Origin of the sequence: Amycolatopsis orientalis (assembly GCF_000943515.2) — a bacterium.
GTDB classification, from domain to species: domain Bacteria; phylum Actinomycetota; class Actinomycetes; order Mycobacteriales; family Pseudonocardiaceae; genus Amycolatopsis; species Amycolatopsis orientalis.
This window is the reverse complement of the sequence record NZ_CP016174.1, coordinates 9,250,891-9,276,490: the sequence shown is the minus strand read 5'-3', so window position 1 is coordinate 9,276,490 and position 25,600 is coordinate 9,250,891. Positions and strand designations below refer to the sequence as shown.

Here is a 25,600-nt window from a genome sequence, read left to right as displayed (position 1 = left end):
GTTCAGTCCTCTGGATGCGGTCGTTGCGCTGGGCAACTACCGCATCCAGAGGACTGAACGCGAGAGATCAGGCGCGTGAGATCAGGCGGCGGCTTGCGTCAGCACCTGGTCGACGACGGTGTGCGACGGCAGGATCAGGTCCCGCTCGGTGTCGGCGTCGATCTTGCCTTCGAGCAGTTCGAGGAAGCGATCCAGCTGGGTCGCCAGCGGCTCGCGCGCGGTGACCAGCTCCGGGATCTCGATGACGGTCTGCTGCCGGTAGCCGAGGCCGTCCGGGGTGACCGAGTCGTGCGAGACGTGCCGGTAGATGGTGACGTCGCGGCGGAGCAGGTCGATCTCGATCATGCGGTCCAGTTCGGACACCCAGAGCGAGCGGACCTTGCGCTGCCCGAGGCGGGACGCGGAAACCGTGGCCAGCCCGGACTCGAACGACAGCACCGTCTCGATGGTGTCTTCGGCGCCCTCGACCGAATTCGGGTGGAAGTAGCCGGCGCCGGAGGCGACCCGCGCCGGGGTCGCGCCGCCGAAGAACTGGATCGCCAGGTCGACGTCGTGCACCAGCAGATCCCACGCGACACCGGTCTTGATCCGCGGCGCGTACGGGCCGTGGCGGCGGGCCATCAGGTGGATCGGCTCGTTGATCAGCGCCCGCGCGGTCATCACGGCGGGGTTGTAGCGCTCCAGAAGCCCGCACATCAGCGGGACGTCCTTCTTCGCCGACAGCGCGACGATCTCCTGGGAGAATTCGAGGCTGTTGCAGACCGGCTTCTCGACCAGCATCGGCTTGCCCTGGCCCAGGATCTCCTGCGCCAGCTCGTAATGCGCCTCGGTGGCCGAAGCGAGCACGACGGCGTCCACATCGGACAGTGAGCCGATTTCGGGCGTCCACTGGGTTTCGTAGCGTTCGGCGACCTTGCGGCCGGCCTCTTCGCGCGGGTCGATCACGCGGACGAGGTCCACGCGCTCGTTCGCGGCGAGCACACGGGCGTGCAGCGAGCCCATGTTCCCGGTGCCGATGAGGGCGATCTTGTGGGTGGTCATGCGCCGAGTACCTCGCGAACCGTTTCGATGATGGTGTCCAGGTCGGACTCGGAAAGGTGCGGGTGCACCGGCAGGGAAAGCGCCTGCGCGGCAACGGAAGCGGCCACCGGGAAGTCCTCGACCTTCGCGCCGGGGATCAGCGGGTTGTCGCGGTAGCAGTCGTAGTCGAAGACGATCTTCGGGTAGTAGATCCCGTTCCCGATGCCCCGCTCGGTGAGCGCGGCGGCGAGTTCGTCGCGCGACAGGAAGGCGTGCGGGCCGACCAGGACGGTGTACTGGTGCCAGACGTGCTCGCGGCCGGGCAGGACCTGCGGGAGGTCGAGACCCGGGGTGCCGGCGAGGCCTTCGGTGAGGCGCTTCGCGTTGGCCTGGCGGGCCGCGGTGAGCTGGTCCAGCTTCTCCAGCTGGGGGATGCCGACGGCGGCGTGCAGGTCGGTCATCCGGTAGTTGTGCCCGGCGACCTCGTACTGGTACCGGGCGCGCATGCCCTGGTTGCGCAGCACGCGCAGGCTGTCCGCCAGCTTGTCGTCGTCCGTGGTGATGACGCCGCCCTCGGCGGTGGTGACGTTCTTGGTGGCGTACAAGGAGAAGCAGCCGATCCCGAAGGAGCCCGACGGCTTGCCCTGGAACGACGCGCCGACGGCCTGCGCGGAGTCCTCGATGATCTTGAGGCCGTGCTCGGCGGCCAGCGGCGTGAGCTTGCCCATGTCCGCGGTCTGCCCGTAGAGGTGCACCGGCATGAGGACCTTGGTGCGGTCGGTGATCGCGGCGGCGACGGCGTCCGGGTCGAGCGCGAAGTCGTCGCGCCGGATGTCGGCGAAGCGGACCGTCGCGCCGGCCTCCAGGATCGCGTTCAGCGTCGCCACGAAGGTGAACGGCGAGGTGATGACCTCGTCACCCGGCTGCAGGTCGAGCGCCTGGATGGCGGCGACCAGCGCGGTGGTGCCGTTGTTGACGGCGATCGCGTGCTTCGTGCCGGAAACGCTCGCGAACGCGTCCTCGAAGCGCTTGACCATCGGTCCCTGTGCGATGGCGCCGGATCGCAGCACCTCGACGACGAGGTCCTCCGCGTCACGGACGTCGACCACGGTAATGGGGATCATCTGCAAGTCTCTCTCGACTGGGCGTTCTGGTGCGTCCGGTACAGTGAGCCGCCGGTTCTGCGCCCGGCCGCCCTCTCTGGCGCGGGCCACACGTTACCGGGACCGCCGAAGCGCCCAATACCCCAGGCTGCCTCCCAGCCACAACGAACGGATCTCACGTGGTGAACCGCATCCACCCGACAGCAGTCATCGGCGAGGGTGTCGAGCTCGGGGACGACAACGTCATCGGACCGTTCACCGTCATCGTGGGCCCCACCCGCGTCGGGGACGGCAACTGGATCGGCCCGCACGTGACCATCGGGACCCCGGGTGAGGACCGCGGCCGCGAGCATCCGGCCGCCTGGGAGGCCGCGCCGAGCGGTGATCCCGATCACGACGGCCACGGGGTCGTCATCGGCAGCCGTAACCGGATCCGCGAGTACGTCAGCGTCCACCAGGGCACCTGGCGCACGACCACCATCGGCGACGGCGGCTACTTCCTGCGGGGCTCCCACATCGCGCACGACTGCCTGGTCGAGGACGCCGTCACGGTCGCGTCGAACGTCATCACCGGTGGCCACTGCCACATCTGGTCCGGGGCGAACCTCGGTATGGGCGCGATCCTGCACCAGCGGGTCGTCATCGGCCCCGGCGCGATGGTCGGGATGAGCTCCGCGGTCCGCAAGGAGGTGGGCGCGTTCACCATCGCCGTCGGCAACCCGGCCCGCGTCACGGGCGTCAACACGGTGGGCCTGTCCCGGCGAGGGCTGGACGAGGCCACCATCGAGGCGCTGGGACCGTGGCTGAAGGGTAAGGCGGGTCTCCCTGAGGACGGGCTGGCCGACCGGCTGCCCGGCGACCTCTCTACCTTGGTGAAGGCGTGGGACGCCCGTCCGCGCGAGTGAGTACTAGGAGTCGAACGATGGCGGATGTCGCCGGCAAGCTGCGTGAGGTCTTCGTCGAGGCGCTGGACCTCGACGGCGAGGTCGACGTCGAAAACCTGAAGTACCGCGACATCGAGGCGTGGGACTCGGTCGGTCACATGGCGCTCGTCGCGGCCATCGAAGACGAGTTCGATGTGGAGTTCGACACCGATCAGGTGATCGACATGTCCAGCTTCAAGGTCGCCGTCGACATGGTCACGGACCTCCAGAACAAGTGATGCTCGAAGGCAAGATCGCCCTGGTCACCGGTGGAACGCGGGGGATCGGGCTCGCGACCGCGCGGGCGCTCGCCGAGGCGGGCGCCACCGTCGTGCTGACCGGCCGTGACGAGGCCAAGGCCAAGGAAGCGGCGGCCGCGGCGGGGGCGGCGGACGGGCTCGCGCTGGACGTCACCGACGCCAAGGCCGTGTCGACGCTGGTCCGCGGGGTGGCCAAGGAGCACGGCAAGCTCGACATCGTCGTCGCCAACGCCGGGATCATGGAGGACGCGCTCCTCGGCATGATCCGCGAGGAGCTGGTCGACACCACGCTGAGCACGAACGTCGCCGGCACGCTGCACACCGTCCAGGCCGCGGCCAGGGCGATGATGCGCAAGAAGACCGGTGCCATCGTGGTGCTGGCTTCGATCGTCGGAGAGCACGGAAGCGCCGGTCAGACGGTGTACGCGGCGTCGAAGGCGGCGGTGGCGAACATCGCGCGTTCGGCCGCGAAGGAACTCGGCCGGTCCGGCATCCGGGTCAACGCGGTGGCGCCCGGCGTCATCGACACCGACCTGACCTCGGGCCTGAGCGAGGACGCCAAGGCCGAGAACATCGGCAAGACCCCGCTCGGGCGGCTCGGGACGCCCGAGGACGTGGCGAACGCGATCCGGTTCCTCGTCAGTGATGACGCCTCGTTCATCACCGGCCAGGTGCTGGGCATCGATGGAGGACTTGTTCTCTGATGACCCTCTTGGGTGTGGGTGCACGACTGATCGACGTCACGAGCGGCAAGACGCTCGCCGGCGAGGAACTCGACGCCGAGGTCACCCGGGTCGGGGCCGCGTTGTCGCTGCTGCCGCCGGGCGCACTGTTCGCGCGGATGTCGGTGGACCTCGGAAGCGTGCTGAACTACCTCGGCGCTTTCGAGGCGGGCCGCGCGATCGCGCTGATCGACCCGGCGCTGGACGCCGACGTCCTGGCGGGGCTCATCGAGCGCTTCCGCCCGGCCGCCGTGCTGTCCGCGCCGGACGCGCCCGCACCCGAGGGTTACGGCGTCTCCGACGGACACTGGGTCCGCGAGGCGGGCGAAGGGGTCGAGCCGCATCCGCATCTCGCGGTCCTGCTGCCGACCAGCGGTTCCACCGGGAATCCCAAGCTGGTCCGGCTCTCGCGCGGCGCGGTGCTGTCCAACGCCGACGCGATCGCGCAGGTACTCGGCATCGACCGCGACGAGGTCGCGCCGACCAGTCTCCCGCTGCACTACAGCTACGGCCTGTCCGTGCTGAACTCCCACCTCGTCCGCGGGGCGACCGTGGTCATCGAGCCCTCCGGCGTCCTCGGGCGCGGGTTCTGGGACGCGGTCAACGAGCACAAGGTCACCTCGCTCGCGGGCGTGCCGTACCACTACGAGATGCTGCGGCGCCTCAAGTTCGACCCGGCGAAATATCCGACGCTGCGCACGCTGACCCAGGCGGGCGGCAAGCTCCGCGACGATCTCGTCGCCCAGTTCAACGACAAGATCCGCGCGGTCGGCGGGCGGATGTTCGTGATGTACGGGCAGACCGAGGCCGCGCCGCGGATGACCACCGTCCCGGCGGAGCGGCTCGCGGAGAAGCTCGGTTCGGCCGGGCCCGCGCTGCCCGGCGGCTCGTTCGCCATCCGGCGCGAGGACGGCTCCGAGACCAAGCATCCGAAGATCGTCGGCGAGGTCGTCTACCGCGGGCCCAACGTGATGATGGGCTACGCCGACGACGAGGCCGGGCTGGCCGCGGGCGACGAATACGGCGGCGTGCTGGCCACCGGCGACCTCGGCTACCTCGACGAGGACGGGTTCCTCTACATCACCGGACGGCTCAAGCGGATCGGCAAGGTTTTCGGCAACCGCGTCAGCCTGGATGATCTCGAGCACGCCGTGCGTTCTGCCTCGGTGGGGATCGACGTCGTGGCCGCCGTCCCGGCCGGGGACAAGGTCGTCCTTTTCGCCGAAGGCGCCGACAAGGACATCTGCAAGGACGCGGCGAAGGCGCTGTCCGAGCGGCTGCACCTGCACACCAGCGGGTTCGACGTCCGCCCCATCGACACCGTGCCGCTGCTCGCCAGCGGCAAGATCGACTACCGGTCGCTGGAGGCCCAGGTATGAGCGTCTTTACGTTGTCTCAGGCCGAGCGCGAGAAGCAGTTGCTTCCGCAGCTCGCCGAGCTGACCGCGCACCACCGCGAGAACTCCGAGGGTTACGAGCGCATCCTCTCGTCGCTGGGCATCGCGCGGGACGCGGAGTTCGCTTCCATCGCGGACCTGCCGTGGCTGCCGGTGCGGATGTTCAAGACCCACGACCTGCGCAGCATTCCCGAGTCCGAGATCTTCAAGACGCTGACCTCCTCGGGCACCACCGGCGCGGGCGCGTCGAGGATCTACCTGGACAAGGACGCCGCCGGCGCGCAGACCAAGCAGCTCGGCGCCACGTTGCAGGAGGTCCTCGGCAACGAGCGGCTGCCGATGCTGATGGTCGACACCATCGGCATCATCAAGAACCGCCGCTCGTTCTCCGCGCGCGGCGCGGGTGTGCTGGGCATGGCGAACTTCGGCCGCAAGCACACCTACGTGCTCGACGAGAACGACCAGCCGGACGTCGAGGCGGTCAAGACGTTCCTCGCGACCTACGGCGACAAGCCGTTCCTGATCTTCGGCTTCACCTTCATGGTGTGGCAGTACCTCTACGAAGTCGCGCGTGAGCACAAGCTGGACCTGTCCAACGGGATTCTCATCCACTCCGGCGGCTGGAAGAAGCTGATCGACCGCGCGGTGGACAACACCGAGTTCCGTCGCCGGTTCAAAGAGGACACCGGCCTCACCCGGATCCACAACTACTACGGGATGATCGAGCAGATCGGCACCGTGTTCCTCGAAGGTCCGTCCGGGAACTCCCTGTACTGCCCCGATTTCGCGGACGTCGTGATCCGGGATCCGGAGACCTGGGAAGAGCAGCCGGTCGGTGTCCCCGGGGTGATCGAGGTCGTCAGCACGCTGCCGCGTTCGTACCCGGGGCACGTCCTGCTCACCGAGGACCTCGGTGTCTACAACGGGATCGACGACGGCGACTGGCCGGGCAAGCACTTCTCGGTGCACGGCAGGCTGCCCAAGGCCGAGGCCCGCGGCTGCTCGGACACCTTCCAGGGGGCGGCGGCATGAGCACACTGAACCAGCGTTTCCCGCTCGGCGACGCGATCGAAGTCTCCTCGCTGATCGAAGAGCTGCGCGCCGAGCCCGTCGGCGGACGGCTGCGCGTGGGCGACCCGCGCGTCGTCGAGTTCCTGACGAAGTTCGCGCGCAAGCTCCTCGCGCCCGCGACAGCGCGCCGCTTCCCGGAGCTGGCTTCGCTCGGCTTCTTCCTGCGCAAGGGAGAGATCGCCAAAGCGCTGTCCACTTTGGAAACCTCCGGGGACGCGCTGCGCTTCCCACGCGGGCTGGTCTTCCACGTCCCGCCCGCCAACGTCGACACGATCTTCGTGTACTCGTGGGCACTTTCCGCGCTGGCGGGCAACCACAACGTCGTCCGCGTGTCGTCGCGTTCGGCCGGGGCCGCGGAAACGGTGCTGGAGGCACTGAACGCCGCACTGTCCGAAGTGGACGCCGACACCGCCGCCGCGATCACCGCGACGCAGCGCATGGTCACCTACGACCGCAGCGACGAGATCAGCGGCGCGCTTTCGGTCGCCGCCGACCTGCGGGTCATCTGGGGTGGCGACGCCTCGGTCGCGGCGCTGCGCAAGTACCCGCTGGCGCCGCACGCGCGCGACCTGACCTTCCCGGACCGGTCGTCGTTCGCGGTCGCGTCGGTGCGCGGCTGGCAGAACGCCTCCGAGGCCGAACGCCGTGGCGCGGCCGAGGGTTTCTACAACGACTCCTACTGGTTCGACCAGGCCGCCTGCTCGTCACCGCGCGCGGTGTTCTGGGTCGGCGACGAGGACGGCGCCCGCGAAGCAGGGCAGGAGTTCCGGAAGCTGCTCGCCGAAGTGCTGGCGACGAAACAGCACGTCACCGAGCCCGCCATGGCCGTCCAGAAGCGGGTTTCGGCCTACGGCGCGGCCGTCGACGGGCTCGTCAACGGCATCGAGTTCCAGGGCAACGGCATTGCGATGTTGGAACTGTCTAACGCCGCGGTCCTGCCGCGTGAGTGGCTCGGCGCGGGCACTTTCGCCAACGCGCGGGTCGACTCGCTTTCCGACCTCGTCCCGATCGTGCTCCGCAAAGATCAAACCGTCGGTCAATTCGGCTTCAGCAAAGAAGAATTGACGCAATTCGTGACGGAATTGGCGGGCCGCGGCGTCGACCGGGTCGTTCCGTTCGGATCGGCCCTGACGTTCTCCGCGATTTGGGACGGCTACGATCTGCTGACCGAGTTCAGCCGCTTGGTGACCGTACAGGCCTGACCTGCGGTGACGAGGTAGCAGCAGAGGAGGTTCAGTGACGACCGTCGAAACGCCCGAAGAGGAGTCTTCGGTTGCTGTAAAACAACCGAAATCCACGAAGGCGAAGATCCTCGACGTCGTCCGCTGGATCGCCATCCTCCTGGTCGTCGCTTTCGCGGCGAAGACACTTGTCACCAATTGGGGTGAATTCTGGCGGACCTTGTCCGAGGTCGCCTGGGAATCCTCCACCTTGAGCCTGCTCGCGCTCGTCGCCGCGATCATGGTGTCGACCTACGGCTGGCAGGTCATGGTCGACGACCTCGGCAAGCCGATCGGCTACGCCCGCGGCGCCCAGATCTGCCTCGTCGGCTCGCTCGGCAAGTACGTGCCGGGGTCGGTGTGGGCGTACCTGCTGCAGATGGAGCTGGGCCGCAAGGCCGGGCTCGCCAGGGCCCGGATCTTCACCGGTTCGCTGATCCAGCTCGGCGTCGGCGTGGTGTCCGCGCTGGTCGTCTCGCTGCTCGCGGCCCCCGCGGTGTTCAGCAACAGCCCGCGGGCGCTGTGGCTGTTCGTGCTCATCCCGGTCGGGCTGGCGATGCTCCATCCGCGCGTGCTCACCTGGGGCACGTCGCTCGTGCTGCGGATCCTGCGTCGACCGCCGCTGGACCACCGGCTGAGCTGGTCGGTCATCGGGAAGGTCTTCGGCTCGTCGACGGCCGCCTGGGCTCTGCAGGGCGTGCACCTGTGGCTGCTGGCGAACTCGGTCGGCACACCCGGCTTCAGCGGCTTCGTGCTGTGCGTCGGCGCGATGGCCGTCGCGATGACCGTCGGGACGTTCGCGTTCATCCTGCCCAGCGGGGTCGGCGTCCGGGAGGTCGCCCAGGTCGCCGTGCTCACCGCGTCGGGCTTGACCGTCGTCCAGGCGACGGCGTTCGCCATCGCCTCACGGGTCATGTTCACCGTCGCCGACCTGATCACCGCCGGCGCCGCCGCGCTCTCCGCCCGCCTCGTCTCAGCCCGCGTTTAGTCCTCTGGATGACACTTGCGCAATCAGAGGACGAAATGGGTCAGGGGTTCAGGCGGTAGATGACGGCGTCGGCGTTGCGGTACACCTCGGTGACGAACTTCAGGCCACCCAAGTCGCGCAGCCCCGCCTGACGCGGCGCCCCCGGCGGGTAGCCGTACTGCCCGAGGATCACCCAGCGCACGTTCAGCCGCCGCACGGCCGCCCGCACGTCGGGGTTCGACGGATACTCGCGGAAGTGCCACTCCAGCAGCCGGGCGTCCGACGGCGACAGCGTCTCGTCGAAATGCCCGGACGTCGTACGGACACCGGACAGCGCGTAGGTCCACACCGTCCCGTCGAGCCGGTCGTTGAGCACGCGCTCGCCGGGTTTCACGAACTCGGCGAGTTTCTCCATCGCCACGACCTCGTCCGGGCTCACCGGCAGCTTGTGCGGGTTGATACCGGCCGTGTTCGCGTAGCCGGGCGCGACCTTCTCCGCGTTGGATCGCGCGTAGAAACCGTTGCTCAGGACCACGAACCCGCCGAAGACCGCCACCGCGACGAGGAACGCCGGCACCTTCCGGTGCGCCACGGTGTCCCGCAGCCACGCCTGCGACTCGGCGAGCCCGTGCGCGGCGATGACCGCAAGCGGGACGGTCGCCATCGAGATGAACCGGTACGGGTCGTTCCACCACGGCCGGGAAAGCGCCAGCACGATCGGCTGCTCCGAGGAGGCCACCGCGATGTAGGCGACGCCGGTGACCAACGCCGTCACGCCGATCCAGCGCAGCGCACCCGCCCGTGAGAAGAAGATGAAGCCCAGCAGCAGCGCCACCGAAAGCCAGATCTGCGGGTACGGCTCGTAGTGCTGGAAACCGAGCAGCGCGCCGAGCGCGGTCGTCGCCCGCCATTCGACCGGCCAGCTGCGGTAGGGCACCTCGCCGTTCGCGAGCCCGAGCGCCCCGAACAGCTGCAACCCGGCCACGAGGATCGCGACGACACCGACGATCGCCAGCGCGCGCAGATCCCGCCCGATCCGCCGCCACCGCTCGCCCGGCGCGACCCAGCGCTGAAGCAGCAGCGGACCGGCGAACAGGATCGCGCCGAACAACGCCGACGAATGCACGCACAGCAGTCCGACCGCCGCGAGCAACAGCACGAAGCCGGTGTCGGGGGCCGGGCGGTCGAGGTACCGCTTCACCGCGACGGCGGCCAGCGGGGTCAGCGCGAGGCCGAGCAGGAACGGCAGCAGCGGCCCCCGGCTCATCGATTCGTACAGCCCCATCACCGGCGCGATGGACACCAGCGCGACCGCGCCCGCGAACACCGCGCGGCCACGGAACACCCGCACCATGGTGACCAGCGACAACGCGAGCAACGCGGGCAGCAGCGCGGTGTTCACGTCCAGTGTCAGCGGGATGCTCGCCGGGCTGAGCAGGTACACCACCGACGCCAGCAGGTGATACGCGTTGGGGTAGAACACCGGCGCCGCGTCGCCGTACCAGTTGACCTCGCCGGTGCCGAACAGGCTCCCGTCCCCGGTTTCCGCGATCTCCCGGACGCCGTTCGCGTGGTAGACCGCGTCGAAACCCTGAGGAATGGCGTCCAGCCTGCCCATCCCGCGCACCACCGCGTACATCCCGACCGCGCTCGCGAGCAGCAGGCACGCCACGACGGCGAGGTGCCCTGCCCGCCCCCACAGCGGTTCCTCCGGGGCGGGCGGCCACCGACGCTGGGTGAGCCGTCGCAGGCCGTAAGCGACACCGGCGAACAAGGCCGTCGCCACCGCGTAGGTCACGGGGGTGAACGGGAGGCCGAGAGCCGCCGCCCACGGCCCGGAGAGGCCACCGACGGCGTAGCTCAGCAGTGGTGTCATCCCCGCCAGCACCCAGCCGCGCAGTCCCGCCGCGAGGCCGGTGAGCAGGCCGGGAAGGCCGATGACGAGCAGAGCGACGCAGACCGTGACGACGTCGGTCAGCGCGGTGGTCTCGGTGGGCACAAGCTTCCTCGGGGTGGGGGAATCCGCACAGAACCCCCGAGGTGCGGAACGGAATGGACAGCCAGATTAAACCGGCAGGGCCCGTTACTCGAACGAGTCACATACCGACGAGCAGAACGGCGCAACGGTGCCTACTCCGTGCAGACAGCGCTCGCCCATTCGTGTCAACTCACTGCGCCGAAAGAAACACCTTGGCCCGGTGATCGATACTTGACCGTAGTCTTTTCAGCAGGGGAGAGGCTCGGCCCGGGAGGGGGGGGATCAGGTGGTGGTCGCGGTCGTCGGCGCCTGGTTCGTGGTCGCCGCCTTCGTCCTCGTGGCCTGGCCCAAGATCGGCGCCGACGAGAATTGGCGCGCCGTCGCGCTCGCGTTGACCCTCGGTTTCTCACTGGTGCACCAGCTGGTGTTCTCGACCATCGCGGAGGACGCGTACATCACTTTCCGCTACGCGCAGAACATCGCCGACGGCAATGGCCCGGTGTTCAACACGGGCGAACGGATCGAGGGGTACGCGAATTTCCTCTGGATGATCGCGATCGCGTTGCCGAAAGCCGCTTTCGGGGCCGATATCGAGACCTCGGCGATCGTGCTCGGCGTCCTCGGCACCCTCGGCGCCGTCCTGGTCGCGTACGTGACGGTGAACCGGGTGGTCGCGAGGGCCGCGGGTGAGCCTCGTCCGGCCTACGGCGTGGCCGCCGCGGTGCTCGTCGCGGGCGCCGGCGGACTCGCCGCGTACGGCGGCTCCGGCACCGAGACGCCGTTGTTCGTGCTGCTCCTGTTCGGCGTCTTCGCGTCGCTCGCGGCCCGGCGCCCGGTCTTCGCCGGTGTCCTCGTCGCCTTCGCGATGATGACGCGCCCCTCGGGAACGCTGCTCGCGGTGCTCGTCGGGGGCTGGCTGGTCATCGGCGCGCTGCGCGGCCGGTACACCTGGTGGTCGCCGGTGGGCTGGCTGCTCGGCGGGCTCGTCTTCGTCGCGCCGTGGACGGCGTGGCGGGTCACCTACTACAACCACGTCCTGCCGACCTCGGTCCTCATCCCCTTCGACATCGATGTCCGCGCGCGGATCGACCTCGGCTGGCGGTACCTCTCCGGGTTCTCGGTGGTCCACCAGGGGTTCCTCCTGCTCGGCCTGATCGCGGCGGTGGCGTTGGTGCTGCGCCGCAACGGCCGCACGCCGCAGGAGGCCGAGGCCAGATCGCTGACCTGGCTGATGCTCGTCACGGCCGTCGTGCTCACCGGCTTCGTGGTCTTCTTCGGCGGCGACGCCGGGCCCGCGTGGCGTCTGCTGGCGCCGATCCCGCCGCTGCTGGCGGTGGCGGCGGTGTCGGTCTACGGCGTGCTCACCGCGGTTACGAAACCCAGCCCGCGGCCGAGGACGCCCGTCCAGCGGCTGATGCCCGCCGCCGCGGTGACGCTGTCCGGGCTCGCGGTGGTGACCTCGGTGTTCAGCCCGGACATGCTGCCCCGCGTGCGTGCCTGGCACGACCACGGCGCCCAGATGGAGGAGATCGGCCGCTGGCTCGACGGCTACCTGCCGCCCGGTTCGGTCGTGAGCACGTCCGCGCCCGGCGTGCTCTCGTACCACGCCGGGACGCAACTGCAGATCGTCGGCGTCCGCGGCCAGACCGAGGACACGGGCGAGGCGGTCGTCTCCCGGCGGCGTCCGACGATCGCCGTCATCACCGACAGCGGCTACTCGGCGGCGCAGTCCTGCGTGATGGACCCGGCGTACGCGCTGAGATACCGCGTCGCGACCTTCGTGCGTGAAGGCACTTCGATGTGGCTCACCGTGTTCTTGCGGGCCGATGTCGAGCGGTCGGTCATCGCGGCCCTCGACTTCTCGCCCGATTTCCGCCACGTACCGTGCCCTTCGTGAGTGTCGAGGAACGCGTCCCCGTCAGCCGACCAGTTGCGCTTGAAGCACCTTCGCGCCTGTTCGGTTTCGGCGTGTTCGCCGCCGCGCTCACCGTGCTGCTCGTCCGCTTCCTCGTGCCGCGGCCGGTCGCGATGTCCGACAACGGCGACGGCTTCCGCGTGCTGTGCGGCGCGGGCATTCCCTGGAAGGGCAAGCCGGAGCCGTTCGTCCGGCTCGAATACACCGTCCCGGCGGGCGAATGCGACGCGACGTATCTGCTGAGCCAGAGCTGGTTCGCGAGGATCGCCCGGTCAATCGGTGGATTGCTCGGCCTGGATTCGACACTCAGCCTGGTCGTCCTCGGCGTGCTCATGAGCGTCCTCGCCGCCGCCGCGGTCGCGCTGATCGTCGTCGGCCTGCCGTACTCGCGGCGCGTCCGCGTTCTCGCGGCAGCCGGGCTGCTGCTGGTCGTCGCGGACTCCGCGTTCTTCGGCTACTTCGCGGCCGTGCTGGGCGAAGGCGCCGCGTTCCTCGGCCTGCTCCTCGCCGTCGGTGGCCTGCTGGTGGCCGGGCGGCCGGGCCTGTGGCGCTACGCGGGCCTTGTGGTGCTGTCGTTCGGCGGCATCATCGCGGTCAACGCCAAGGTGCAGACCCTGATGATCCTGCCGCTGCTGGCGCTCGCCGTGCTCCTCGTCCGCCCGGCGGGCGTACGCGGCCTGAAGCGCTGGCTGCCCGCGGTCTTTGTCATCGGCGTTCTCGCCGGGGGAACGGCCTACGCCCAGCAGACCGTCGAACCGGCGAAGCTACCCGACGGCTCCCTCGCCGCGCGTCCCGGCGACGATTCACGCGAGATCAACATGTTCAACACGATCTTTCTGACCATTGTGGACGGTCAGCACGACACCGCCGCCGATCTGGCCGCGCTGGGGCTGCCCGCCTCGTTCGGCCAGTACGCGGGCAACGGCTGGTGGCATCCGAAGCCCGCCACGCTGGATCCCGGGTACCCGCAGTACCGCGAACGGATCAGCAGGCGCAACGTCGTCGAGTACTTCGCGACACATCCTTGGCGCACCACGGAGATCCTGCACCGCGCGGCGGGCGACCTGCTCACCGCGCGGCCGCCCTACCTCGGCAGCTTCGACCAGTCGGCCGGATTCGCCCCCGAAGCACAGGAGTACCGCGTTCCGGTGGCGTCGGCCATCACGAAGCTCTTGGCACCACTGGGTTTCTTCGCCTTGCTGCCGATCTGGTTCCTGCTCGCGTGGCGCGGCTGGAAGACCCGGCGCGTCGCGCTGGGCGTCGCGCTCGGGTTCCTCCTCGCCGTCGCCGCCGGGCAGTTCGCGCTGGCGGCGCTGGGCGACGGCCTGGAGAACGTCAAGCACCAGGTGATCGCGCTGTACTGCACGCTGCTCGGCGTCGTCCTGGCGCTGGTGACCTTCGCCCGTCAGGAGCGCTCTGAGTGATGTGACCTACGCGACCGTAGGTTGGTTACCCTACGGTAGCGTAACCTGGACGAATGGCTGAGCTCGTTTACCCGCCCGTCATCATGGCGGCGAAGTTGATGTTCCGGGTGCTGGACAACCGCATCCGGGTGGAGGGGACCGAGCACATCCCGGCCACCGGCGGGGCGGTCATCGCCTGCAATCACGTGAGCTACCTCGACTTCATCTTCTGCGGTCTCGGCGCGCAACCGGCGAAACGCCTGGTCAGGTTCATGGCGAAGAAGGAGATCTTCAGCAACCGGATCGCCGGACCGCTCATGCGCGGGATGCACCACATCTCCGTCGACCGCGGCGCGGGTCTCGCGTCGTACCGGGAAGCCGTCGAACGGCTGAAGGCCGGAGAGGTCGTCGGGGTGTTCCCCGAGGCCACGATCAGCCGCTCGTTCACCGTGAAGGACATCAAGTCCGGCGCGGTCCGCATGGCCGCCGAAGCCGGTGTCCCGGTCGTCCCGATGGCGTTGTGGGGTACGCAGCGGCTGTGGACCAAGGGCCGTCCGAAGGACCTCACCAAACGCCACGTCCCGATCTCGATCCTCGTCGGCGAGCCGATCCATCCGAAGGCCGACGATGACGCCGAAGTCCTGACGAAGGACCTCCGCGGGCGGATGTCCGCGCTCGTGGACCGGGTCCAGGCGGACTACCCGGAGAAGCCGGGCTCCGACGACGAGCGCTGGTGGCTTCCCAAGCACCTCGGCGGCACCGCGCCGACCCCGGAAGAGGCCGCCGAACTGGACCGCGAGCGCCGCTAGAACCCGTTCGGCGGTGCGTCTCCCCGCGTCGCCTGCCGACACTGGTGAGATGGACATCGGGGAGGTGGCCGGACACGCTGTCGATGCGGTGGCACGGCAGCTGACCACCGGTGCGGAACGCGCCGGTTCGGCCGCGGTGGACCAGGTGTACCGGCTGCTCTCGCAACGGCTGCGCCGGACGTCATGGGGTGCCCGGGTCCTCGACGGGCTCGAACGGGACCCCGGATCCCCGGAGCGAAGACAGCAGACGGTCGAGGCGGTCGTCGCGGAGGCCCGTCAGGATCCGTCGTTCTTCACGCAGCTCGACAGGCTGACCCAGGGGATCTTCGTGCAGGGCGCCGGGGCGCGGTACAGCTCGCGGGTGTCGCAGGTGGACCGCAGCAGGCATTACGACCAGTCCGGCGACCAGCGCGACATCCGGATCTCCGGCAGCAACAACCGCGTGAAGATGAAGAAGTACCACATCGGTTCCGTGCGGTTCGGGACCGGCGGGCTGGTCAGTGGCATCGCCGTGCTCGTGGTCGCGCTCGGGGGCGGCGGAGCGGCCATCTACGGCTCGCAGAAGGCGGAGCCCAAGGTCGCCGAAGCGGTCGGGAAGTGGCATCGGGACGGCGCGAAGATCGGCCCGGCCACCGAGGACCCGTACGACCTGAGCGTCGATGGCGACGGGCGCTTCACGTTCACCTTCGGCGCGAAGATCGACATGCCGCCCGCGCCGAAACAGGAGATGCACGTCAAATGCGCCGGCACGGTGACGACCGCCGGTGACCACCTGTCGCTCCGTGCCTCCTCCGGCGGCTGTGCGGACATGACGGCCAAACCGGTCGACGGCGGGAAGGCGCTCGAAATCGGTGGCCTGGCGAAGGACGGCCAGCCGGTGACCCTCGCCAAGGCCGGTTAGCGGTCAGAACCAGCGTTCGAGAACCTGCGCGACGCCGTCTTCGGAGTTCGGCGCCGTCACCTCGTCGGCGACGTCCAGGACGTAGCGGTGACCGTTGGCCATCGCCACCCCGTGCCCGGCCCAGCCGAGCATTTCGACGTCGTTGGGCATGTCGCCGAACGCGATCACCCGCTCGGCCGGGACGCCCAGCCGTCCGGCCACTTCGGCCAGCCCGGTCGCCTTCGTGATGCCGTGCGCGGCGACTTCGATCAGGCCGGAGTTCGTCGAGTAGGTGATGTCGACCGAACCGTCGAGCACCTCGCGCGCCGCCCGCGCCATCTCGTCGGAACTCATCCCGCGCCTGCTGATCATCAGTTTGATCGCCGGATGCCCGAGTACCTCGGCCCTCGGCGCTTCCGTGCCCTCGTGGTTGCCCCAGGGGTTGTGATAGTCCGGCTCGATCACGAAATTGCGCATCTGCGGGTCCCGCGCGGACTCGCCGATCCGCTCGGCGGCGTACCGGCAGCCGGGAAGAGCGTGATCAAGAGCACTCACCGTGTCGTGCAGCAGCTGGGGTTCCAGCAGGCCGTGGACCGCCACGATCCGGTCCGTCCCGATCTCGTACAGCACCGCGCCGTTCGCGCAGACGGCGTAACCGGTCAGGTCGAGCGGGTCCGCGATCGGGGCGATCCAGCGCGGCGGACGGCCGCTGACCAGCACGAACGGCACCCCGGCCTCGGTGACGCGCCGGACGATGTCGACCGTGCGTTCGGTCAGGACCTCCATCGGGCCGAGCAGGGTGCCGTCGACGTCGGAGGCGATCAGAAGGGGTTTCTCCACCGTCACATTGTCCCCGAAGATCCGCCCATCGGGCGAAGGACCGACGGGGACCGCTACCTTCCCGGATGTGCGCGTAGGCATCGTGATCCTTCCGGAAGATCGTTGGTGGGCGGCAGAGCCGAAATGGCGGGCCGCCGAGGAATACGGCTTCGACCACGCTTGGACGTACGACCATCTCGGCTGGCGGACTCTCGTCGACGGCCCCTGGTTCAGTGCGATGCCAACGTTGACGGCGGCCGCCATGGTCACGTCCCGGATCAGACTGGGCACCTTCGTCGCGTCACCGGTCGCCCGGCACCCGGTGCCGTTCGCCCGTGAGCTGATCACCCTCGACGACATCTCCGACGGCCGCTTCATCCTCGGCGTGGGCGCGGGGGTGCCGCACACCCACTACGACGCCGCCGTCCTCGACGGCCCGGAACTGTCGGCGAAGGAGCGAACCGACCGGTTCACCGAGTTCGTCGAAGCGCTCGACGGCCTGCTGATGACCGACGGTTTCGACTTCGAGGGCGAGTACTACCGGGCCAAGGGCGCGCGGAACCTGCCCGGCTGCGTGCAGCGGCCGCGACTGCCGTTCCTGGTGGCCGCGAACGGCCCGCGCACGATGACGCTCGCCGCGCGGTTCGGCGCGGGCTGGGCCACCACCGGCATCAAGTCGGACACCCAGGACGAGTGGTGGAAGGGCGTCGCGGAACTCGTGAAGACCTTCGACGAGCGGGTCGAGGCGGCGGGCCGGGACAGGACGAGCGTCCAGCGGTTCCTGAGCCTCGACGCGGCGCCGGTCTTCTCGCTCTCCAGCGTCGGCGCGTTCGCCGACGCCGCCGGGCGGGCCGGGGAGCTCGGGTTCACCGACATCGTCACGCACTGGCCGCGGTCCGGCGACTACTACGTCGGCCGTGAGTCGACGCTCGAAGAGGTCGTCAGCGACGTACTCCCGGTACTCCAAGGAAGAAACTCTTAGGCCGAACGGGTGACGTTAGCGGACCGGGTAAACCAGATCCGCCTAACGGTCGTCTGAGGGATGAGTACAGCGAGTGGGTGTAGCCGGTGTCGGCTGCCCCTCATGGTTCACCCCGGGGGTGAATGGGGGACGAAGGCTCGCGTGGTCGCGGCAGGGGCAGTCCGCGACCACGCGAGCCCTTTTTCGTACCGGGGGCTCTATCTCCTCGCCGGCACCCGACGCGGTTCGCGGTGCAGCCCATCGCAATTAGTCGACTACTTGCGAGGTCGGGGCCTGGTCAGGCCACTCAGGACACCGTGACACATGCTCGAGCGTGGAGGATTCGGGACATTCAACGTCCCGAATCCTCCACGCTCGCCGATAACACCCCGCCGGTCAGAGCCACCGCCCCAAGTCGCCGGGCCCGAACGCTCCTGGACCGTGGTCTGAGGGTTCGGCAGGGGCTGAAGGACGCTTTCACCGCATACGATGCGAGGAAAGCGTCCTTCACCGCATGAGACGAGAGGAAAGGCCCCTTCGGTCAGCGCGTCAGCGTGTAGATCGAGGCGCCCGCGTTGGAGAAGTCCTTGCGCAGGAAGTCCAGCCCGTCCAGATCCCGCAGCCCCGGCGCCGGCGGCTCGCCGATCTTGATCGGGGTGCTCCCGATCAGCACGTGCTTGATGTTCAGCCGCCTGACCGCCGCCCGCACCTCGGGGTCGGTGTCGTAGTCGCGGAAGTGCAGCGCCAGGTACTTCGCGTCCGGCGGCGGCACGCCCGGGTCGTAGTGCCCGGCCACCGGATGGATCCCGGTGATCGCGTACAGCCACGCCGTCCCGTCGAAGCGCTCGTTGAGCACCTTCTCGTCCGGCCCGACGTTCATCTTGGCGAGCTGGTCCATCGCGGCGAGTTCGTCGGCGCTCACCGGCGGCGTGACCTCGCCCTCGGGGCCGTTGTAGTACAGGAACGACACCGCGTGCGCGTTCGACTCGGTGTAGAAGCCCTTGGTCAGCACCGCCGACGCGGCCACGACGAAGACGGCGGTCGCCAGGCCGAGCCGGGCGGGCAGCGCGGGCCTGCTCTTGACCCAGGACCGGCCGCTCGCCCACTTCGCGAACCAGCGCTGCAGCTCGGCCATCCCGTGCCCGGCGAGCAGGCACAGCGGGATCGCGGCGAGCGCCATCAGGCGGTACCGGTCGTTCCACCACGGCCGCGACAGCGAGATCACCCAAGGTTCGGCCCCGAACGACGCGACCAGCACGAACAGGGCCGAGAAGCCCAGCGCCGACAGTCCGATCCAGCGCATCCGGCCGAGTTTGACCAGGCTCAGGACGCCGAGGACCAGCAGCACCGTCAGCCACACCTGCGGAGCGCTCAGCACTTGACGGAACGTCAGCAGCAGCGCGAGCGACTTCTCCACCGGCAGCTGCGAGCCCCACGCGTAATAAGGGTATGAACCCGAAGTGAATTTCAGGGCGCCGAGAATGTGCGGCGCCGCCAGCAGCCCGCTGGCCACCATCACCGGCAGCATCTTGACGACGTCGCCGCCGATGACCCGCCAGCCGCCGCGGCCCTCCGGGACGCCGTCGAGCCGTTTGTGCCGCAGCGCGCGGTACCAGCGCTGCACCACCAGCGGGAAGGCGAACAGCAGCGCGCCGAACAGCGCCGACGAGTGCGCCGCCAGCAGCCCGACCGCGGTCAGGGCGAGGACGTATCCGGTGTCGAGGCCGGGCCGCGCGAGGAACCGGGCCAGCGCGACCACGGCCAGCGGGGTCAGCACGATGCCCAGCGCGAACGGCAGCAGCCCGCTGGACACCGACTCGTACGCGCCGGTCGTCGCGGCCGCGGCCACCAGTGCCGTGCAGCCCGCGAACACCGCCCGCCCGCCGAGCTGCCGGATCAGGGCGACCATCGACAGCGCGAAGATCCCGGCGACCGGCATCGTGATGGCGTTCAGCGTGACCGGGATCGTCGTGCCCGAGATCGAGTACACGAGCGAGCCGACCAGGTGGTACGCGTTCGGATAGAACGAGCCGTCCGGATACCAGTTGATGGTGCCCATGCCGGTCAGCGAGCCGTCGCCGGTCTCGGCGATGTAGCGGATGCCGTTCGCGTGGAACACGGTGTCCCAGCGCTGGAACACCGCCGTCGTCCCGCCGCGGGCCGAGAGCACCACGAGGATCGAGATGCCGACGGCGAGCGCGACACAGGCCGCCACGGCGTAGTGCGCGCGCGGGTGCCACTTCGTCGGCGGTTCCTCCGCGCCCGGCTTGATCCACCCGCGGCCTTGTCCGAGCTTGCGGAGGCCGAAGCCGATCCCGGCGAGCAAGGCAGTGACGGCCGCCACTGTCAGGGGGTTGTACGACACGCCTGCGAGTGCCAGCCACGGACCGGCCAGTCCGGTTACGGTGTACGACAGCAGTGGGGCCAGCCCCGCCAGCGCCCAGCCGCGCAGGCCGGCGGCCCGGCCGACGAGCCCGCCGGGGATCGCCAGCACGGCCAGGTAGGTGACGGTCGCGCCGAGGTACGACCAGAAGGTGTCCGGAGTAGGCACTGCTTCCTAGGTGTGTCGAAGGTGAAAACCGGTGCTCGGTGCAGGGCGCGGAGGTGACCTGCGTACCCTCGACGCCCGTGAGCGCGCACACGAACCCCGACAAGATTACTGAAGCCGATTTCACCGGCTACGACCTCATCGTGGTCGGGTCCGGATTCTTCGGGCTGACCGTGGCCGAACGGGCCGCGGCCGAGCTCGGCAAGAAGGTCCTCGTGCTGGAACGGCGCCACCACATCGGTGGTAACGCCTACTCCGAGGCCGAGCCGGAGACCGGGATCGAGGTGCACCGCTACGGTGCGCACCTGTTCCACACGTCGAACAAGCGGGTGTGGGAGTACGTCAACCGCTTCACCGAGTTCACGAACTACCAGCACCGCGTGTTCGCGCGGGTCAAGGACCAGGTCTACTCGTTCCCGATGAACCTGGCGCTCATCAACCAGTTCTTCGGCAAGTCGCACACGCCGGACGAGGCCCGCGAGCTGATCGCGAAGCAGGCGTCGGAGTTCGACACCGCGGACGCGCAGAACCTCGAAGAGAAGGCGATCTCGCTGGTCGGCCGCCCACTGTACGAGGCGTTCATCCGTGGTTACACGGCCAAGCAGTGGGAGAACGACCCGAAGAACCTCGGCGCCGACATCATCACCCGGCTCCCGGTCCGCTACACCTTCGACAACCGGTACTTCAACGACACCTACGAGGGTCTGCCGGTCAACGGCTACACCGCGTGGCTCGAGAAGATGGCCGAGCACGAGAACATCGAGGTGCGGCTGAACGTCGACTACTTCGACGTCCGCGAGCACATCCCGGCGGGCACGCCGACCGTCTACACCGGACCGCTGGACCGCTACTTCGACTACTCCGCGGGCCGGTTCACCTGGCGCACGGTGGACTTCGAGTCCGAGGTCGTCGAGACGGGCGACTTCCAGGGCACCTCGGTGGTCAACTACAACGACGAAGAAGTGCCCTACACCCGGATCATCGAGTTCCGGCACTTCCACCCGGAGCGCAAGCACTACCCGAACGACAAGACCGTCGTGTTCCGGGAGTACTCCCGGTTCGCGGGCGAGGCCGACGAGCCGTACTACCCGATCAACACCACGGAGAACCGCGAGAAGCTCGAGCGCTACCGCGAGCTGGCGAAGACCGAGGCCAAGGAGCGCAACGTCCTCTTCGGCGGCCGTCTCGGTACCTACAAGTACCTCGACATGCACATGGCCATCGGCTCGGCGCTGACCGCGTTCGAGAACAAGATCGCGCCGCACCTGACCGATGGCGCGCCTCTCGATGGGTCCCTCGATGCTTGAGAAGGGGAACCCGACAGGGGAGGTCGCCGTCCTGGCCAAGGCACAGGGCGTCCTGAAGAGTGATGTCACCGTCAAGGCGGCACGGGGTCTTTCGCACTTCGGCGAGCACAGCGCGGGATGGTTCGCGCTGGGGCTCGTCGGCGCCGCGGTGGACAAGAAGCGCCGCAAGGACTGGCTGGTCGCGGCGGTCGGCGTCGTCGGCGCGCACGCCGCGTCGATCGCGGTCAAACGCGTGGTCAGGCGCCCGCGACCGGACCACCCGAGTGTCGAGGTCCTGGTCGGGACGCCGAGCAAGCTGAGCTTCCCGTCCTCGCACGCCACCTCCACTACGGCGGCGGCGGTGCTCTACTCCGGATTGACCGGGCGTAACCTGGTCCCGGCCCTGGTACCGCCGATGCTGGCCTCCCGGCTCGTGCTCGGCGTCCATTACCCGACCGACGTTCTGGCCGGAGCGGCCCTAGGGGGCGTAGTCGGCGGCTTGATACGTAGGAAGCTGAAGCGACGATGAGTGAAACGACCGAGAAGGCCGATTCCAAGCCTGACGACGTAGAACCCGTGGCCGAGGCCGCCGAGCCGAAGAAGGTCGCCGGCGGTCTCGTCGGCGGCATCATCAAGACGGCACGCCCGCGCCAGTGGGTGAAGAACGTGCTGGTGTTCGCCGCACCGTTCTTCGCTTTCTCCAAGTCGACGGACCGGACCGGCCTGCTGATCGCCGCGGTGATCGCTTTCGCGGCGTTCTCGCTGGTGGCCTCCTCGGTCTATCTCATCAACGACGCGATCGACGTCGAGGCGGACAAGGCCCACCCGACCAAGCGGAACCGGCCGATCGCGGCCGGGATCGTGCCGGTCCCGGTGGCCTTCGTCGCGGCGGGCTTCTTCTTCGCCGCCGGCCTCGGCATCTCGTTCCTCGCCAGCTGGCAGCTCGCGGTCGTGCTGGCGGTCTACGAGGCCGTCCAGCTCGGCTACTGCTTCGGGCTCAAGCACCAGCCGGTGGTCGATCTGGCCATCGTCGGCTCGGGCTTCCTGATGCGGTCGATCGCCGGTGGTGTGGCCGCGGGTATCGCGCTTTCGCAGTGGTTCCTGCTGGTCACCGCGTTCGGCTCGCTGTTCATGGTGGCGGGCAAGCGCTACGCCGAGATCATGCTCTTCGAGCGGACAGGGGCGAAGATCCGGTCTTCGCTGAAGAAGTACTCCGCGAGTTACCTGCGGTTCGTCTGGGCGACGTCCGCGGCGATCCTGATCATGTCGTACTGCCTGTGGGCGTTCGAGATCCGCCAGGTCGAGCACAACTCGGTCTGGGCCGTCGTCTCGATGGTCCCGTTCGTGGTGGCCGTCCTGCGCTACGCCGTCGACGTCGACGGCGGCAACGCGGGTGAGCCGGAGGAGATCGCGCTCAAGGACCGCGTGCTGCAGGTCCTCGGCGCGAGCTGGGTCGTCACGCTGTTCCTGTCGTTCTATCTCTGATTCGACAGCCGGTACACAGCGCATCCACAGGATGCGCACGCATCCTCGGTGATGGGAGCGGGTGACACGCCCGCTCCCATCGACCAAGGAGCGAAAGATGAGCGACCCGCAGCGGCCGTCCGATGACGACGACAAGACCGTCGAGCAGCCCGCCGTAGAGGCGGACGAGACCGCGAAGAAACCCGCCGAACCCGAGACCCCGGCCGCTGCCCACACCGGGCCGCCGCCGGTACCGCCGGCTCCGCCCGCGAAAGGCGGTTTCCGCCGCTTCGCCGGGCACCGCGCGACGCAACTGGTGGCGGTCGGCGTCCTCGGATTCGTCATCGGCGGTGGAGTCATCGGAACCGCCGTCGGCCTGGCCGCCCACCACGGCGACCGGCCCGGTTTCTCTCGCGGACACCATGGTTCGGCCGGTCCCGGCGGGTACCGCGACTTCCGCGACGGCCACGGTGACCGTGGCTGGCGTGACGAGTACCACGGCCGGTAGATAACGGAATCATCACGACACCGTGTACGGTGTTCGTGATGCGAAGCGCCTCCGCTGAATTGCCCAAGGTCCCCGGTGCGCTGCCGATAGCCGCCGTCCTCGCTCGCCCCTGGGTGCTGCCTGCCGGGGCGGCGGTCGCTTCCGCCCTGGTGTTCGTCCTGGTCAGCGGGCATTTGATCGACGACACGTACATCACGCTGTCGTATGCGAAGAACCTCGCCTTCCACGGCCATTGGGGCCTGATCGAGGACGGCACCGCCAATACGGCGACGTCGCCGCTGAACGTCCTCGTGCTGGCGCTCCTCACGTTCATCGTCCGCGACGCCGTCTTCGCCGCCGGGATCGTGTTCGTGGCCGGCCAGGTGCTGCTCGTGCTCGGCCTGCGCCGCATCGGCGCCGCGACGGGCCTCCCCGGCGGTTTCGCCCCGCTCGCGCTGGGCCTGCTGCTGGTGAATCCGCTGCTGCTGTCGTCGGTCGGCCTCGAAGTCGCCCTCGGCGCGACGGCCGTCGTCTGGCTGATGGTGCTCCTGCATGAACGCCGCCCCGCCGCCGCGGGCGCCGTGATCGGGCTGATCGCGCTCATCCGGATCGATCTGCTGCTGATCGCGTTCGTCCTGTTCCTCGCGCGCCGCGAGTTCTGGGTGGGAATCTGGCGCATGACGTTCGCCGCGCTCGCGGTGATGCTGCCGTGGTTCGTGTTCAGCTGGCTGGCGCTGGGTTCGGCGGTGCCGGACACCCTGGTCATCAAGATCATGCAGCGGTCATGGGGACCGTTCAGCTTCACCAACGGGCCGCTGCTGTACTGGCGCAATTTCCCGGTGGCGGCGACACTTTCCTTCCTGCCGCTCGTGATCGGCGGGCTCGCCGGTCTACTGTGGACATTCCACTACCGCCGTGGCGCGGACCGGGCGAAGCGCCTGCTGCCGTTCGCGACCCTCGCGATCGCCGGAGCGGCGCACTATCTGGCCTACTGCTGGCTGAACGTCCCGCCCTACCACTGGTACTACGCGCCGAGCATCGTCGGCGCGACGATCTTCCTCGCCGCCGGTGCCTGCGCGGTGCCCGGACGGGCCCGGCTCGGCGCGGGGATACTCGCCGGTGCGTTCCTTCTCGCGAGCGTCGTCGCGTACGCGACCCCGGAACTGCCGCGCCGGTTCGCGCCCATCACCAGTAACCACGCCGCGTCCGACGAGTACCGCAAGATCGGCTCGCAACTGGCCGAACTGACCAAGGGGCGGAAGGTGGAAAGCGCCGGCGAGGTCGGGGCGCTCGCCTACGCCTGCGATTGCGACATCGTCGACCAGTTCTCCGACCGCGGCTCGGTCGACCCGGCGATCGTCGAGACGAAGAATCGCAGCGGCGACCTCGGCAAGGCCCTGCTGGAGGCGAACTTCCGGTTCTTCGACCACAGCGTCCCGCCCGCCACCCCGGATCTGGTGCTGGCCACCACCCGGAAGGCGCCGCCACCGAACGCGCTGGCCACCTGGACGATCAGCTCGCCGTGGATGGGCACCCAGCAGCTCTACCTCCTGCCCGCCCGGTAGAACCCCGTCACGAAGGGGCGGACGACCTCGCCGCCGAAGCGGTCGACGACCAGGTTCTCGATGGCGTCGAGCAGCCGTCGGCGTTCTTCCGGCGGATGACTCAGCACAAGCGCCATCGACGCGTACAACGTGCGCAGCCGGGCGGCGTCCATCCGTGCTTCGGAGCGGATCACCTCACCGGCGAAACCGGTGAACCCAGCGGCGGTCAAGTACTCGCGATGGGCGTCGACGTCCAGCTGGAACGGCGGCCCGCCCGGATCCATCACGGTCCCCGGTGACATCCCGAGGATCTCTTCGGCGGCCGCGTCGAACTCGTGCGGCCGGGCCGGGTCCTCGAACATCATCCACCAGAGCGCGACCTGTCCGCCCGGTTTGACGATCCGCCGCAGCTTCGCGGCGCCGACGTCGGGCTGGACCCAGTGAAAGGACGTTGCCGCCACGGCGAGGTCGAAGCCGTCGTCGGGGAGTTCGGCTTCCTCGAAGGGGGCGGTGACGACGTCGAGGGCTTCGGTGGGGTGAGCGGCGCGAAGGAAATCGGCCAGGGGAGCGCTCGGTTCGACGGCGGTGACCGTGGCCTGGTGCGCGAGCAGCCGGGCGGTGACCAGGCCGGTCGCCGGTCCGATCTCGACAACGCGTGCGCCGGGACTGAGACCGCACTCGGCGACGAGGATTTCGTAGACGCGTTCGGGGTAGTCGGGACGCCCGGCGTCGTAGGACTCGGGGTCCTGGCCGAAGAGGTGCCTGCCCTGATGCGTGCTGAGTGGCTTTCGCAACGTCGTCGTCTCCGGGTAAACCCGCATCCA

General features: G+C 69.0%; 23 protein-coding genes. 17 read left to right on the top strand and 6 right to left on the bottom strand.

The annotated features are described in order from the left end of the window. Window positions 1-81 precede the first annotated feature (81 nt). A complete protein-coding gene (locus SD37_RS40755; RefSeq protein WP_083255228.1) occupies window positions 82-1,041 on the bottom strand; it encodes a Gfo/Idh/MocA family protein in 960 nt (319 codons plus the stop codon). Next, window positions 1,038-2,144, bottom strand: a complete 1,107-nt coding sequence (locus SD37_RS40750) for a DegT/DnrJ/EryC1/StrS family aminotransferase (protein WP_044849673.1) — start codon at window positions 2,142-2,144, stop codon at window positions 1,038-1,040. Before SD37_RS40750 ends, SD37_RS40755 begins: the two co-directional genes overlap by 4 nt. A 158-nt stretch (window positions 2,145-2,302) precedes the next feature. Here SD37_RS40750 and SD37_RS40745 point away from each other — a divergent pair, with 158 nt between their 5' ends. From SD37_RS40745 to SD37_RS40715, 7 genes are read left to right on the top strand one after another with little or no spacing between them, the layout of a single operon-like run. After that, entirely contained in the window at window positions 2,303-3,028 is a 726-nt protein-coding gene (locus SD37_RS40745) for an acyl-ACP--UDP-N-acetylglucosamine O-acyltransferase family protein (RefSeq protein WP_044849674.1), read from the top strand. A gap of 17 nt (window positions 3,029-3,045) precedes the next feature. Next, complete coding sequence (locus tag SD37_RS40740) at window positions 3,046-3,285, top strand: acyl carrier protein (protein WP_044849675.1); 240 nt, start codon at window positions 3,046-3,048, stop codon at window positions 3,283-3,285. Beyond that, on the top strand, window positions 3,285-4,010 hold the full coding sequence (locus SD37_RS40735; RefSeq protein WP_044849676.1) for an SDR family NAD(P)-dependent oxidoreductase: 726 nt from the start codon (window positions 3,285-3,287) through the stop codon (window positions 4,008-4,010). The genes SD37_RS40740 and SD37_RS40735 overlap by 1 nt, the downstream gene beginning before the upstream one ends. Continuing rightward, on the top strand, window positions 4,010-5,407 hold the full coding sequence (locus tag SD37_RS40730; protein WP_044849677.1) for an AMP-binding protein: 1,398 nt from the start codon (window positions 4,010-4,012) through the stop codon (window positions 5,405-5,407). The genes SD37_RS40735 and SD37_RS40730 overlap by 1 nt, the downstream gene beginning before the upstream one ends. Beyond that, window positions 5,404-6,456, top strand: a complete 1,053-nt coding sequence (locus tag SD37_RS40725; protein WP_044849678.1) for a LuxE/PaaK family acyltransferase — start codon at window positions 5,404-5,406, stop codon at window positions 6,454-6,456. The genes SD37_RS40730 and SD37_RS40725 overlap by 4 nt, the downstream gene beginning before the upstream one ends. Then, entirely contained in the window at window positions 6,453-7,697 is a 1,245-nt protein-coding gene (locus SD37_RS40720; protein ID WP_044849679.1) for an acyl-CoA reductase, read from the top strand. Before SD37_RS40725 ends, SD37_RS40720 begins: the two co-directional genes overlap by 4 nt. A 34-nt stretch (window positions 7,698-7,731) precedes the next feature. Continuing rightward, window positions 7,732-8,703, top strand: a complete 972-nt coding sequence (locus SD37_RS40715; RefSeq protein WP_044849680.1) for a lysylphosphatidylglycerol synthase transmembrane domain-containing protein — start codon at window positions 7,732-7,734, stop codon at window positions 8,701-8,703. A 40-nt stretch (window positions 8,704-8,743) separates the two neighbouring features. Here SD37_RS40715 and SD37_RS40710 read toward each other — a convergent pair whose 3' ends face one another. Beyond that, the gene (locus tag SD37_RS40710; RefSeq protein ID WP_044849681.1) at window positions 8,744-10,681 is read right to left on the bottom strand and encodes a DUF6541 family protein; all 1,938 of its coding nucleotides are present in this window, start codon (window positions 10,679-10,681) and stop codon (window positions 8,744-8,746) included. A 265-nt stretch (window positions 10,682-10,946) separates the two neighbouring features. On the opposite strand from SD37_RS40710, the gene SD37_RS40705 reads away from it, so the two are divergent. From SD37_RS40705 to SD37_RS40690, 4 genes are read left to right on the top strand one after another with little or no spacing between them, the layout of a single operon-like run. Next, on the top strand, window positions 10,947-12,557 hold the full coding sequence (locus SD37_RS40705) for a hypothetical protein (protein WP_044849682.1): 1,611 nt from the start codon (window positions 10,947-10,949) through the stop codon (window positions 12,555-12,557). Continuing rightward, window positions 12,554-13,999: a glycan biosynthesis hexose transferase WsfD gene (wsfD, locus tag SD37_RS40700; protein WP_052674797.1), complete on the top strand. Its 1,446-nt coding sequence runs from the start codon at window positions 12,554-12,556 to the stop codon at window positions 13,997-13,999. Before SD37_RS40705 ends, wsfD begins: the two co-directional genes overlap by 4 nt. 53 nt (window positions 14,000-14,052) lie before the next feature. Further along, window positions 14,053-14,787 (top strand): lysophospholipid acyltransferase family protein, encoded by a 735-nt coding sequence (locus tag SD37_RS40695; protein WP_044849683.1) that lies wholly within the window; start codon window positions 14,053-14,055, stop codon window positions 14,785-14,787. A gap of 49 nt (window positions 14,788-14,836) precedes the next feature. Beyond that, window positions 14,837-15,688 (top strand): hypothetical protein, encoded by an 852-nt coding sequence (locus tag SD37_RS40690; protein WP_044849684.1) that lies wholly within the window; start codon window positions 14,837-14,839, stop codon window positions 15,686-15,688. A gap of 3 nt (window positions 15,689-15,691) precedes the next feature. Here SD37_RS40690 and SD37_RS40685 read toward each other — a convergent pair whose 3' ends face one another. Further along, window positions 15,692-16,492: an HAD family hydrolase gene (locus SD37_RS40685; protein ID WP_044849778.1), complete on the bottom strand. Its 801-nt coding sequence runs from the start codon at window positions 16,490-16,492 to the stop codon at window positions 15,692-15,694. Window positions 16,493-16,574: 82 nt separating this feature from the next. On the opposite strand from SD37_RS40685, the gene SD37_RS40680 reads away from it, so the two are divergent. Further along, the gene (locus SD37_RS40680; RefSeq protein ID WP_037315391.1) at window positions 16,575-17,468 is read left to right on the top strand and encodes an LLM class flavin-dependent oxidoreductase; all 894 of its coding nucleotides are present in this window, start codon (window positions 16,575-16,577) and stop codon (window positions 17,466-17,468) included. Window positions 17,469-17,988: 520 nt separating this feature from the next. Here SD37_RS40680 and SD37_RS40675 read toward each other — a convergent pair. After that, entirely contained in the window at window positions 17,989-19,998 is a 2,010-nt protein-coding gene (locus SD37_RS40675; RefSeq protein ID WP_044849685.1) for a DUF6541 family protein, read from the bottom strand. A 77-nt stretch (window positions 19,999-20,075) separates the two neighbouring features. Between SD37_RS40675 and glf the strand changes: the two genes are divergently transcribed. From glf to SD37_RS40650, 5 genes are all read left to right on the top strand, one after another. Further along, window positions 20,076-21,302 (top strand): UDP-galactopyranose mutase, encoded by a 1,227-nt coding sequence (glf, locus tag SD37_RS40670; RefSeq protein WP_044849686.1) that lies wholly within the window; start codon window positions 20,076-20,078, stop codon window positions 21,300-21,302. Beyond that, the gene (locus SD37_RS40665) at window positions 21,295-21,810 is read left to right on the top strand and encodes a phosphatase PAP2 family protein (RefSeq protein ID WP_044849779.1); all 516 of its coding nucleotides are present in this window, start codon (window positions 21,295-21,297) and stop codon (window positions 21,808-21,810) included. The genes glf and SD37_RS40665 overlap by 8 nt, the downstream gene beginning before the upstream one ends. Then, a complete protein-coding gene (locus tag SD37_RS40660) occupies window positions 21,807-22,766 on the top strand; it encodes a decaprenyl-phosphate phosphoribosyltransferase (protein WP_037315382.1) in 960 nt (319 codons plus the stop codon). The genes SD37_RS40665 and SD37_RS40660 overlap by 4 nt, the downstream gene beginning before the upstream one ends. A gap of 97 nt (window positions 22,767-22,863) precedes the next feature. Then, window positions 22,864-23,253 carry a hypothetical protein gene (locus tag SD37_RS40655; protein ID WP_044849687.1) on the top strand — a complete coding sequence of 130 codons (390 nt, stop codon included), beginning with the start codon at window positions 22,864-22,866 and terminating at the stop codon, window positions 23,251-23,253. A gap of 38 nt (window positions 23,254-23,291) precedes the next feature. Next, a complete protein-coding gene (locus tag SD37_RS40650; RefSeq protein ID WP_044849780.1) occupies window positions 23,292-24,797 on the top strand; it encodes a hypothetical protein in 1,506 nt (501 codons plus the stop codon). Here SD37_RS40650 and SD37_RS40645 read toward each other — a convergent pair. Continuing rightward, entirely contained in the window at window positions 24,776-25,597 is an 822-nt protein-coding gene (locus tag SD37_RS40645) for a class I SAM-dependent methyltransferase (RefSeq protein WP_063774557.1), read from the bottom strand. The genes SD37_RS40650 and SD37_RS40645 overlap by 22 nt on opposite strands. Between the last annotated feature and the right edge of the window lie 3 nt (window positions 25,598-25,600).

What these genes read in the sequence shown, in the direction of transcription:
- SD37_RS40725 (WP_044849678.1), top strand. Translation starts at nt 5,404, where the DNA reads ATGAGCGTCTTTACGTTGTCTCAGGCCGAGCGCGAGAAGCAGTTGCTT.
- SD37_RS40735 (WP_044849676.1), top strand. Translation starts at nt 3,285, where the DNA reads ATGCTCGAAGGCAAGATCGCCCTGGTCACCGGTGGAACGCGGGGGATC.
- SD37_RS40720 (WP_044849679.1), top strand. Translation starts at nt 6,453, where the DNA reads ATGAGCACACTGAACCAGCGTTTCCCGCTCGGCGACGCGATCGAAGTC.
- SD37_RS40730 (WP_044849677.1), top strand. Translation starts at nt 4,010, where the DNA reads ATGACCCTCTTGGGTGTGGGTGCACGACTGATCGACGTCACGAGCGGC.
- SD37_RS40750 (WP_044849673.1), bottom strand. Translation starts at nt 2,144, where the DNA reads ATGATCCCCATTACCGTGGTCGACGTCCGTGACGCGGAGGACCTCGTC.
- SD37_RS40690 (WP_044849684.1), top strand. Translation starts at nt 14,837, where the DNA reads ATGGACATCGGGGAGGTGGCCGGACACGCTGTCGATGCGGTGGCACGG.
- SD37_RS40665 (WP_044849779.1), top strand. Translation starts at nt 21,295, where the DNA reads ATGCTTGAGAAGGGGAACCCGACAGGGGAGGTCGCCGTCCTGGCCAAG.
- SD37_RS40755 (WP_083255228.1), bottom strand. Translation starts at nt 1,041, where the DNA reads ATGACCACCCACAAGATCGCCCTCATCGGCACCGGGAACATGGGCTCG.
- SD37_RS40740 (WP_044849675.1), top strand. Translation starts at nt 3,046, where the DNA reads ATGGCGGATGTCGCCGGCAAGCTGCGTGAGGTCTTCGTCGAGGCGCTG.
- SD37_RS40650 (WP_044849780.1), top strand. Translation starts at nt 23,292, where the DNA reads ATGCGAAGCGCCTCCGCTGAATTGCCCAAGGTCCCCGGTGCGCTGCCG.
- SD37_RS40695 (WP_044849683.1), top strand. Translation starts at nt 14,053, where the DNA reads ATGGCTGAGCTCGTTTACCCGCCCGTCATCATGGCGGCGAAGTTGATG.
- SD37_RS40645 (WP_063774557.1), bottom strand. Translation starts at nt 25,597, where the DNA reads ATGCGGGTTTACCCGGAGACGACGACGTTGCGAAAGCCACTCAGCACG.
- SD37_RS40655 (WP_044849687.1), top strand. Translation starts at nt 22,864, where the DNA reads ATGAGCGACCCGCAGCGGCCGTCCGATGACGACGACAAGACCGTCGAG.
- SD37_RS40660 (WP_037315382.1), top strand. Translation starts at nt 21,807, where the DNA reads ATGAGTGAAACGACCGAGAAGGCCGATTCCAAGCCTGACGACGTAGAA.